This is a genomic window from Mycolicibacterium vinylchloridicum, assembly GCF_013404075.1.
GTDB lineage: Bacteria > Actinomycetota > Actinomycetes > Mycobacteriales > Mycobacteriaceae > Mycobacterium > Mycobacterium vinylchloridicum.
In genome coordinates this window covers 1-9,785 of sequence record NZ_JACBJQ010000100.1, presented here as the reverse complement: position 1 = coordinate 9,785, position 9,785 = coordinate 1, and the positions used below count along the sequence as shown (strand labels likewise).

The 9,785-nt window shown below is 62.8% G+C and carries 10 protein-coding genes; 4 read left to right on the top strand and 6 right to left on the bottom strand.

Annotated elements, in window-relative coordinates:
• Positions 1–599: 599 nt before the first annotated feature.
• From HPC46_RS32925 to HPC46_RS32910, 4 genes are all read right to left on the bottom strand, one after another.
• Entirely contained in the window at positions 600–1,814 is a 1,215-nt protein-coding gene (locus HPC46_RS32925; RefSeq protein ID WP_179476221.1) for an IS110 family RNA-guided transposase, read from the bottom strand.
• A gap of 235 nt (positions 1,815–2,049) precedes the next feature.
• Complete coding sequence (locus HPC46_RS32920; protein ID WP_179476220.1) at positions 2,050–2,556, bottom strand: pyridoxamine 5'-phosphate oxidase family protein; 507 nt, start codon at positions 2,554–2,556, stop codon at positions 2,050–2,052.
• A gap of 29 nt (positions 2,557–2,585) precedes the next feature.
• Complete coding sequence (locus HPC46_RS32915) at positions 2,586–2,858, bottom strand: SHOCT domain-containing protein (RefSeq protein WP_179476219.1); 273 nt, start codon at positions 2,856–2,858, stop codon at positions 2,586–2,588.
• Between the two features lie 49 nt (positions 2,859–2,907).
• Positions 2,908–4,401 carry a multicopper oxidase family protein gene (locus HPC46_RS32910; protein ID WP_325096863.1) on the bottom strand — a complete coding sequence of 498 codons (1,494 nt, stop codon included), beginning with the start codon at positions 4,399–4,401 and terminating at the stop codon, positions 2,908–2,910.
• A gap of 155 nt (positions 4,402–4,556) precedes the next feature.
• Here HPC46_RS32910 and HPC46_RS32905 point away from each other — a divergent pair, with 155 nt between their 5' ends.
• Both HPC46_RS32905 and HPC46_RS32900 read left to right on the top strand, forming a co-directional pair.
• Positions 4,557–5,318, top strand: coding sequence for a response regulator (locus HPC46_RS32905; protein WP_179476217.1), 762 nt, complete (start codon positions 4,557–4,559; stop codon positions 5,316–5,318).
• Positions 5,315–6,466: a sensor histidine kinase gene (locus tag HPC46_RS32900; RefSeq protein WP_233717009.1), complete on the top strand. Its 1,152-nt coding sequence runs from the start codon at positions 5,315–5,317 to the stop codon at positions 6,464–6,466. Before HPC46_RS32905 ends, HPC46_RS32900 begins: the two co-directional genes overlap by 4 nt.
• On the opposite strand, the gene HPC46_RS32895 is transcribed toward HPC46_RS32900, so the two are convergent.
• Both HPC46_RS32895 and HPC46_RS32890 read right to left on the bottom strand, forming a co-directional pair.
• On the bottom strand, positions 6,436–6,633 hold the full coding sequence (locus tag HPC46_RS32895) for a heavy-metal-associated domain-containing protein (protein ID WP_233717010.1): 198 nt from the start codon (positions 6,631–6,633) through the stop codon (positions 6,436–6,438). The genes HPC46_RS32900 and HPC46_RS32895 overlap by 31 nt on opposite strands.
• Before the next feature lie 42 nt (positions 6,634–6,675).
• Positions 6,676–7,395: a DUF305 domain-containing protein gene (locus HPC46_RS32890; protein WP_233717008.1), complete on the bottom strand. Its 720-nt coding sequence runs from the start codon at positions 7,393–7,395 to the stop codon at positions 6,676–6,678.
• 220 nt (positions 7,396–7,615) lie between these two features.
• Between HPC46_RS32890 and HPC46_RS32885 the strand changes: the two genes are divergently transcribed.
• Complete coding sequence (locus HPC46_RS32885) at positions 7,616–7,873, top strand: heavy-metal-associated domain-containing protein (protein ID WP_179476215.1); 258 nt, start codon at positions 7,616–7,618, stop codon at positions 7,871–7,873.
• A gap of 396 nt (positions 7,874–8,269) precedes the next feature.
• Positions 8,270–9,463, top strand: a complete 1,194-nt coding sequence (nicT, locus tag HPC46_RS32880; protein ID WP_325096862.1) for a Nickel transporter NicT — start codon at positions 8,270–8,272, stop codon at positions 9,461–9,463.
• Positions 9,464–9,785 lie beyond the last annotated feature (322 nt).

Below are 9,785 nucleotides of genomic sequence, written 5' to 3'. Positions count from 1 at the left end.
CTTCTACAATCACCAACGCCGCCACAGTGCCGCCGACGGGCTATCGCCCGTCAACTACGAGATCAGGGAATCCAAGACCAAGCCCGAAGCGGCATAGGAAACCCTCCACGATTTCGGGGGAACCACAGCCTTTACCTTCCAAATACTGGACCGCGGACCGTTTGCGCTGCCGACCGCCCACCTCAGCTCTCGCTTGTTTCCCGTCAGAATGCTGGGCTCAGGCGGTGTCTGGAACTCCATGGACCCATTGTGGCCCTCTCCTAGCTGGCTGTAGGTCGAGTCAAGGCGTTGGTGGGCGTAGTTGGTCGCCACCTGCTGCTCAGGTGGTGGTTCGGTGCAGTCGGTGGTGAGCTGGTGAGGGGCGGGCGCCTGGCGCCCACGCTGACCTATGCAACCTCGGGTGGGTTATCTGGCGTCGTTCGGGCTGCCGTGGAGGCGAAGGGCCGGGTGCCAAGCTAGGCGCGGCGTAACCCGCTATGGGTCCGCCATAGCTGAGACGGCATCTGATCCGGCCCTTCGTCCCGTCCCCTCAGCCTGGCACTACCGAAAGAAGTTGTGAAGCGGTCCGATCGGTCCCTTCGCTCGTGGGGTTCCCGGGGTCAGGTCCACCGGGCGGGTTCGTAGGTGGCGTGGTCACGGACGAGTGCGTGGGCGATGCGGTTGGCTCGATTGGCCAGCGCGCAGACGATGATGCCGCCGTTTTTGCCGCGGTCCTTGAGTCCGCGAGCGTAGCTCTTGGCTGGCGAATCGTTGAGCCACAGGCCGATACCGAGGTCGATCAGAGCTCGGCGCAACGCTACGCTGCCTTCGCGGCTGATGCCGCCGTCACGGCGTTTGTGAGCGGATTCGTACTGCATCGGGGACAACCCCGACGCGCGGTAGATTTGCCGCGGTCCCGGCCACCGTTGCGGATCACCGAGGGCGGCAGCGTAATTGGATACGCGCACCACTCCCCAGCCCGGCACCGAGGTCAGCGGCGCATACGGACTGCGAGGCAGCAACGACTCCAACTCGGACTCCGCCCAGTGGATTTGATCGTTGAGATCGGCCAACAACGCCAGGTCGGCAGCCAGTATTCGGCGTGCGATCGCCGCATCACGGGTCGGCAGTGCATCGCGGGCGGCGGCGACCAGACGCTCGGCGACCGGGCGCCGCAGCTGCAGATCACGAGTTGCGGCGAACCGGATCAATCGGTTGACTCCAAGGGCTGCAAGGCGGGCCGGGTCGGCGAATTCGGTGGCGACCAGCCGGCCGATCTTGGTGCCCAGCACGTCGGGCAGAGCTAGGGTCAGCCCGGGAAACGCTCGGTCCAGTTGCCCGAGCAGCTGGTTCTTCGTCGCGGTTCGCGTGGCGACTCGTCGACCCCGATGGACCGCCCAAGCGCTCACCTCACCGATCACGACGTCGCGGGCGGTCACCGGGCGCCCGTAGCCGGCCACCACCAGCTCCGTGATCGCCTCCAAATCGATAGCGTCGGTCTTGACCCGGCGCCGGCCCTGCACGCGACGCTGCTCGGCGACCTGAGCGGGATTGAGCTCCAACACCTCCCACCCATCTGGCCATCGATGATCGAGCACTGGACGGTGATAGTGACCAGCGGCCTCGACGCCGACTTTCACCCGCCCGTCCGGAGGCACGACAGCCGCCGCCCGTGCCACCGCGGCCGTCAGACCCGACCCTGTCATCACGAATTCCGACGGACCGACCAGCCGACGTCGCGCCGCGTCGATCACAGAGAACAACGCCGAAGTCTTGCCGACATCGATAGCAACGACAATCGTGGACGACGTGGCTGGCGCTTCATGCACAGACACAACAACACCTCCGGGGCGTGTCAGGAGGTCCACGTGCGTCAACACACGGACCCCGAAAAGGAATCAGTTACAGATCCCTTCCTGACACCTCCGGAGGCATTTGAGAAGGACTAACCCGATCTATATCAGCTGATGACGTAGACCGCTGTGGCAACGCGGGATTGGAAGTTGGGTAGCAGTGGAACGTACAGTGCGCACGGCTTCATGAGCCTGGCCGACGGCGCTCCGCACGACGTCATTCGAATCGGACTACCGTCGACGCTCCAGCTTCCATGTGGTTGCGAATCCGCCACACCGGTGTATCAACCATGTAGGTATGGATCACCGGGTCCAGTTCGATACGCAAGAAGGCGATTCGGTTCTCTCCCGCGGCATGGAGTCGACGGTAGCTGCTGAGAATCTCTCGACCTAACCAGAAGTTGGAGAAGACGCTGACCGCTTCCGAGTCAGTCCAATCGATGACAGCAGCCCGGCCGGTGAGCTGGATCGTGGCAGGCGGCACGAACCACAGCAGCCGGCGAGCCTGCGGTATGACGAGCGAGACCCGCTGATTGGCAACTATGTTGCGGGCCTTCTGCAGATGGCGGCGTGTCATCACGTAGAGCGTTGCACCCGAGTGCGTGGCAGCGTAGGTGACGCCGGCCGACGCGGGGCGGTCTGCCCCGTCGGTCGTCGACAGCACCGCGAAGTGTTGTCGTCGTATCTGCCGCCGGACGGCTGCATAACTCAGAGTGGTTCTCACGGGTCGATGCCTTCCACTCTTGGTGAGTGTCAGCGTGGCGTGCTGCCGCGAAGGACAGCCAGGCGTTGTTGGTAGTCGGCTTCGTCGATCTCGCCGCGGGCGAAGCGTGCGGCGAGAAGCTGCTCCGGTGATTCGGTGTAGGGCGGCGGTATTTGAGCGGCAGCGCGCGGCTGAGAGCTTCCGGCGCCGGAACGCACCAGCGCAACGATTGCGACGATGACGAGGGCCCAGAACACGACCATTCCGATTGCCATGCCTGTGTATCCCCATCCGCTCATGTCGTGGTCGGACCAGAACATCATGGGAGTTTCTCCTTTCTGTTCTTTCTTCGGTGCGGGGCCGCTGACGAGTTCAGCTGGCGTAGTTCAGGGTGGTCATCATTCCGGCATCCATGTGGTAGCCGTTGTGGCAGTGCAGCATCCAGGTTCCAGGGTTGTCTGCAACGAATCTGACCGTCACTGTCTGCATCGGTTTGACGATGACGGTGTCCTTGCGCGGTCCCGCGCTGCCGTCGGCCTTAATGACCTGGAATGTGTGGCCATGCAGATGCATCGGATGCCACATCATCGATTGGTTGGCGAAGGTCAACGTCGCGTGTTGGCCCTGACGGATTGTCAGCGGGTTTGTGTGATCGTAGGGGCGACCGTTGATCGTCCAGTCGTAGGCCATCATCGTACCCATCAGCCGCGCCTGCAAAGCAAGGTCGCTCCGGGCGGACAATTGGACTTCTGGTGTTGCGGTGAAGTTTTCGACTGTACCGATGCGCCCATTGAGTTCCGGCGGCCGGAATGCCACGTCTGGTGCGCTGCCGCCGCTTGTGGACAGCAGCGCGCGCGCCACAGCGTTCTTTCCTTCGGCAGAGGCGACGAGCGGGAACACCCCATCGCCGGCGGTGACGATCACGTCGTACCGCTCCCCCATGCCCAGCAGGATGGCGTCGACATCGGTGGGCACGACAGGGAAGCCGTCGGTGTGGGTGACCGTCATGCGGTGTCCTGCGAGAGCGACTCGGAAGGCGGTGTCGGCGGCGGCGTTGATGATGCGGATGCGGATGCGTTGACCGGGCTTGGCGTTGAAGGCCGTTGCTGCTGTGGGGATCCGGCCGTTGATGAGGTAGTACGGGTAGCTCACATCGCCAGCGTCTCCACCGAGAAGCTCGCTCGCGCCTACACCTCCGACACCAGGCGTGCCGGGCATCGACCCCATGCCACCCATGCCGGGCATGTGCCCCATGCCGCCCATTGATCGCAGCCCCTTGAAAATCGCGTCGGGGGTGGTTCCGACACCGGACGTCCAGTCGTCGAGCATGACGATCCATTCGGCGTCATAGCGGCCGGGGTCTGCCGGGTCATCGATGATCACCGGTAGGTACAGCCCGTAATCGGTGTCCAGCCCGGTGTGGGGATGCGCCCAGTAGGTTCCGGGATATGGGGAGCTGAATCGATAGGTGAAGCTGGATCCCGGCGCGATATTGGGAGTCGCGGGATCAGCGCCGTCCATGTCGTTGCGTAATGCGATGCCGTGCCAGTGCATCGAGGACGGGTGATCGAGTGCATTGTCGACGGTGACGGCGATGTCGTCGCCGACGTTGGCTCGAATCAAGGGCCCGGGGACTTGGTTGTTGTAGGCGAACGTGTGAGCCCTGGTCCCGCCGAGGTCGATGTCGGCCGATCCGGGGGTCAAGCGCGCGGCGACCGTTTTGCCGGTGTGCGGCCGGGCGGCTTCGGCCACAGCGATCGCATCAGAGGCCGTACCGGCGCTCGAGCTGCGGGGTGTGGGTCGGCCACAGGCCACCAAGGCCGCCCCGCCGAGGACTCCGGCGGCCAGGAAGCCCCGCCGAGTCATCGGTTTCACAGCCAAGCCCTGTCGGCTCATCACCAATCCCGTCCTCTGGAAGTTCATGTCCCAGACTGCGCGCGCTCTGCAGCGGATTTGGTGTTCGTTTTGTGAAGATTCGCTCAAGACCCAACCTTGGCGCGAGAGCGCGGCACGATAAAGGCATGGATGGCACATCGCAGCTGTCGGCGGACGGCGCTGACCTGGGTTATCGCGCCCTGGTGGTCGATGATGAAAAGCCGCTGGCCGAAGTGGTCGCCAGTTACTTGGAGCGCGAACATTTCGAAGTGACCGTGACCCATTCCGGGGTCGACGCATTGACTGTCGCGCGACAGGTAGACCCGGATGTGGTGGTGCTCGACCTGGGGCTGCCGGGTATTGACGGGGTGGAGGTGTGCCGCCAGTTGCGGACGTTCTCCGACGCCTATGTCGTAATGCTGACCGCCCGCGACACCGAAGTCGATACCATCGTCGGGTTGTCGGTGGGTGCTGATGACTACGTGACCAAACCCTTCAGCCCGCGCGAACTGGTCGCCCGGATCCGGGCGATGCTGCGCCGACCACGGACGGTCGGTTCACCCGCCCCACCGAATGTCGGGGCGGCCGGCGGCGAGGTGCCGCCACGGATGTTCGGACCATTGTCGATCGACGTGGCAAGCCGGCAGGTATTCCTCGATTCGGAGCCAATCCCGCTGACGCGCACGGAGTTCGACATTTTGGCCGCTTTGTCGTCGCGGCCCGGGGTGGTGTGGAGTCGGCGCCAATTGATCGACGCGGTGTGGGGTGAGCCGTGGGTGGGCAACGATCACCTTGTCGATGTCCACGTCGGGCATGTGCGGCGCAAGCTCGGTGACAACCCGGCCGAGCCGAGGTTCGTGTTGACCGTGCGGGGTGTGGGCTACCGGATGGGAGACGGGCAGTCATGAATCTGACGAAATTTGGAATGCGGCGGCGATTGCTGCTGGCTCAGAGTCTGGTTCTCATCGCCGGTGGAGTGACGACGTGGGTTGTCGCGTCGATGGTGGGGCCGCCGCTGTTCCGTGATCATCTCCACATGGCGGGCGTCGCCCATAATTCCAACGAGCAGTATCACGCCGAGCAGGCTTACCAGCACGCCACGGCAATTTCCATCGCGGTCGCGATCACCGTGGCCGCGATCACCGCCCTGTTCGCAACTGTCTACCTCAGTCGCCGCCTACAGCATTCGATCGCCGAGGTATCCGGGGCCGCTTCAGCAGTCGCCGAGGGGCACTACGAGGTCCGCGTTGCGCCCCCTCGCCTCGGTCACGAGTTCGACGAAATGGCAACGGCTTTCAACCAGATGGCCGAGCGGCTGCAATCGGTGGAATCGACCCGTCGGCAGTTGTTCGGCGATCTGGCCCATGAGATTCGCACACCGGTCGCCGTGCTGGAGGCTTACCTGGAAGCCGTCGAAGATGGCGTGAAGACGCTGGACCAGCCGACCATCGCGATGCTGCGCGAACAGACCGGTCGCTTGGTGCGGTTCTCGGCGGACGTCGCCGCCCTCGCTCAGGCCGAAGAGGCCCATGCCACCATCACCCCGGAATGGGTCGACGCCGGCGAGATCGCGCGATCGGTCGGCGCCGCGATGGCTGACCGCTACGACACCAAGAAGGTGGCGCTAAACATTCAGGTGGGTAAAGAAACTCGACTCTGGGCGGACCGGCAGAGGCTAGCGCAAGTGTCGGGGAACCTGCTCGACAACGCGCTACGCCACACGCCTCCTGGTGGGCACGTCACGTTCTCGATCGACCGGATCAACGATGAGATGATCTTCAAAGTGAGTGACGACGGTGACGGGATAGCCGCCCAGCACCTGCCGCATGTATTCGAACGTTTCTATCGCGCCGACTTCGCACGCGACCGCCGGCGAGGAGGCTCCGGCATCGGCCTGGCGATCGCCAAAGCGCTCACCGAGGCTCACGGCGGCCACATTAGTGTGGCCAGCCGCGGGCCCGACCAGGGCACAACGTTCACCGTCGCGCTACCGGTCCCCGCATCGACCGCGCCCCACAACGGCGATCAGCGCGATCGGGTGCCAACCAGCTCGTAACCCGCGCGATCGATGCCGTCGCGCACCGCGGCTAGCGGAACGTCGGTCGATGACACAACGGTGACCGCCGAAATACCCTCTGGGACAAGATCTACGGATATCTCGGTGATCGCGTCGAGTTTGTTAAGTTCGGCTATCACCGCCCGAGCGCAATGATCACACGTCATTCCGCGGACCTCGTAGGTGTGCGCCTGTGACATCGACGGTACCTACAGCGAGCTCAGGATCTGGTTCATAGTGTCAATCTCCTTCTGCTGGCTGGTGGCGATCGACTTGGCCAAGGCAACGGCATCAGCGAATTGGCCGTTCTTGATCTCGTTCTGCGCCATGGTGATCGCGCCCTGGTGGTGCTTAATCATTCCGGTCAGGAAAAGCTTGCTGGCGTCGACGCCCTGCGCGCCCTGCAACGCCTGCATGTCGGCCGGCGACATCATCCCGTCCATGCCGGACATATCGCCCATTCCCGGCATACCCGGCATCATCGAGCCACTGGGCATCATCGAGCCACTCGGCATCGGCATAGCCGTGGTGGCCGGCGATGACGTGGGGGTACCGGAGCCATGCATGCTTCCGTGGTCGGAGGGAGCACTGCTCGTTGGACCGTTCATCCCCGGCATACCCGACGCGCCCCATTGATCGAGCCAGCCCTGCATTTGGTCAATCTCGGGACCTTGCGCGGCCTTGATCTGCATGGCCAGGTCGACTACGCGCGAATCCACACCCTGCTTGGCCAAGATCATGTCGCTCATCTGAATCGCCTGCTGATGATGCGGAATCATCATGTGGGCGAACATCACGTCGGCTTGGTTGTGAGCGGCGGCAGGCGTCGCGGTTGCACTCTGGGTCGTGGAGGGCGCCGGCGAGGAGGCATTCTTGGTCGCAGTGTTGCTACACGCGCCGATGGTGGCCACCGTGGCCAACGCGGCCATACCGGCGACCACAGCCTTTGACTTGTTCACAACGCATCCCTTCGTGTGGTCAATCAATTTCATTCCGCCTTCCAGACTTCCCGTGCTCGATAGGGCTGCCCTAGTCGTTCTGTGAAGATTCGATAAAGAACGCGACCGCACTGCGTTCCGTCCCTAAGCCGCCCGTGCCCCGTTTGCACATACCCCCCATGGGTATATCCTCTGCAAAGGAGGTACCACCATGAACGTCGCCATCCAGGTTGCCGGGATGTCGTGTGAGCATTGCGCCAAAACCATTCGCCAGGCGGTTTCGGTGTTGTCCGGAGTGAACCGCGTCGAGGTCGATGTGGCGCGTGGAGTCGTCACCGTCGACGGTAACTACGAGCTCGCGGCGGTTAACGCCGCCATTGCCGACGCCGGCTACACCCCTCAAGGCGCCATCGACCCGCCGCGGCGTCAGCTGCCAATGGTCGCACCCGGCGGATGTTGTTGCGCCTGAGGCCCCCAGCCGTCGTCGTCACTAATTGATGTGGGTCACATGAGGCATAGGCCCGGGAGTCTGGACCCGTTCGACTCCGCCCGCATGCATTCTGGTGGCGCGGCTTCAACATCTGCGCATCGCCGAGGTGTATCGCCCTGCTTGCTGCCGTCGGCGACCCCTCTTAGTTGAGCCCGAAAGTCGGGAAAGTGCTTGTCAGGCAACAGTTTTTCGTCGGTGCGCTCCGATGCTTGCAGACGGAACGGGGAGAGTAACATCCGACATCTGCACTGAGCGGGTTGTCCGACGGAGCTCCAAAACTCATGTGTTCACCTAGACAGGCGGACATGTCAATGGATAGGCTGTCGACTCATCAGATGACCCACGGCATCACGCCGTATGAAAGGGCGCGCACTCGTGTCTGAACCTACCGTCGAGGTGGCACCTCGGCGTTCGGCTCAGTCCCGCGCAAGCCTGTCGCGCCCGGACAAGCAGTCGCTGGCCGCAATGTACGGGTTTATCCTGCTCCTACATGGGGTGGGGTTCACCCTGCTGTGCGCGTTTGTCGTACCCAACCATTACCAGCTGGGCGGCGACCACCCCGTATTCACGACCGGCGTGGGCGTGCTGGCCTACACCTTCGGCCTACGGCACGCGTTCGACGCCGACCACATCGCCGCGGTAGATAACACCACGCGAAAGCTGATCGCCGCCGGCCTTCGCCCGGATGCAGACCGCAAGCCCTTGGCGGTCGGGTTCTGGTTCTCCCTGGGCCACTCCACAATCGTATTCATTCTCGCCTTTCTGTTGGCGGTCGGAGTTCGCGCGATTGTCGGACCAGTCGAAGATCAAAGCTCTACCTTGCACACCATCACCGGCGTGATCGGACCATCAGTGTCCGGAATTTTCTTGTGGATCATCGGCATCGTCAACCTGGTTGCCCTGGTCGGCATCGTCCGGGTGCTTGGCCGGCTGCGCCATGGTTGCTACGACGAGGCCGCACTAGATCGCCAACTCGATTCCCGGGGCATCATGAACCGCTTGTTAGGCGGACTGACCAAATCGGTTGCCAAGCCGTGGCACATTTATCCGATTGGGGCGCTCTTCGGCCTAGGTTTCGACACCGCCACCGAGGTCGGATTGCTCGTATTGGCCGGCGGCGCAGCCGCATTCAGTCTCCCATTCTATGCAATCCTGGTGTTACCCATCCTGTTTGCGGCCGGCATGTGTTTGATGGACACCACCGACGCGGTCTTGATGAACTACGCCTATGGTTGGGCATTTGCGAGACCAGTCCGCAAAATCTTCTACAACATGACGATCACTTCGATATCGGTGGCCGTCGCTTTAATAGTCGGCACCATCGAACTCATCGGCGTGCTGGCCGACCGCCTGCACATCAACTCCGGCCCGCTGGCGGCTATTGCCAACGTCAAGCTGGACTACGCCGGCTATGCCATCGTGGCGCTGTTGATTATCTCGTGGCTCATCGCCATCTCGGTATGGCGCTTCGGACGCATCGAACAACGCTGGTCCCCCGTCCCTGCCGACTACAACCCACCCTCGCAGCGCCTTAGTGACTTGGATGTTGAACCCTCCGAGCCTGGCTGATTCAAATACCGCTAGCCGGTATGTCTGTCGACTGAGTCGTTCCGGCGCATGGGCAAGAAGGCCTCGGCAAGTTCTCGGTTACCGATGCATTCGGCGGGCAATTGCTGTGCATCAAGGCACTAAATCCAGCTGCGCAGCGCTGGCCCTCTTCTTTGGTTCTCACATTGAAAGGTTGAGGGTTATCGTCTTGTGCGAGAGGAATGATCAAGACTTGTGGATCTGGGAGGGCGTGCCTTCCCGCAAATATGATCCCGGTAGTCACTTGATCAAGTCAGCGTTGCAGCGCTGGCGGAAAGGCACGCTTCGTGCTCACGGTAGTCAA

What these genes read in the sequence shown, in the direction of transcription:
- HPC46_RS32885 (WP_179476215.1), top strand. Translation starts at nt 7,616, where the DNA reads ATGAACGTCGCCATCCAGGTTGCCGGGATGTCGTGTGAGCATTGCGCC.
- HPC46_RS32895 (WP_233717010.1), bottom strand. Translation starts at nt 6,633, where the DNA reads ATGACGTGTGATCATTGCGCTCGGGCGGTGATAGCCGAACTTAACAAA.
- HPC46_RS32910 (WP_325096863.1), bottom strand. Translation starts at nt 4,401, where the DNA reads ATGACTCGGCGGGGCTTCCTGGCCGCCGGAGTCCTCGGCGGGGCGGCC.
- HPC46_RS32905 (WP_179476217.1), top strand. Translation starts at nt 4,557, where the DNA reads ATGGATGGCACATCGCAGCTGTCGGCGGACGGCGCTGACCTGGGTTAT.
- HPC46_RS32900 (WP_233717009.1), top strand. Translation starts at nt 5,315, where the DNA reads ATGAATCTGACGAAATTTGGAATGCGGCGGCGATTGCTGCTGGCTCAG.
- HPC46_RS32915 (WP_179476219.1), bottom strand. Translation starts at nt 2,858, where the DNA reads ATGATGTTCTGGTCCGACCACGACATGAGCGGATGGGGATACACAGGC.
- HPC46_RS32890 (WP_233717008.1), bottom strand. Translation starts at nt 7,395, where the DNA reads ATGGCCGCGTTGGCCACGGTGGCCACCATCGGCGCGTGTAGCAACACT.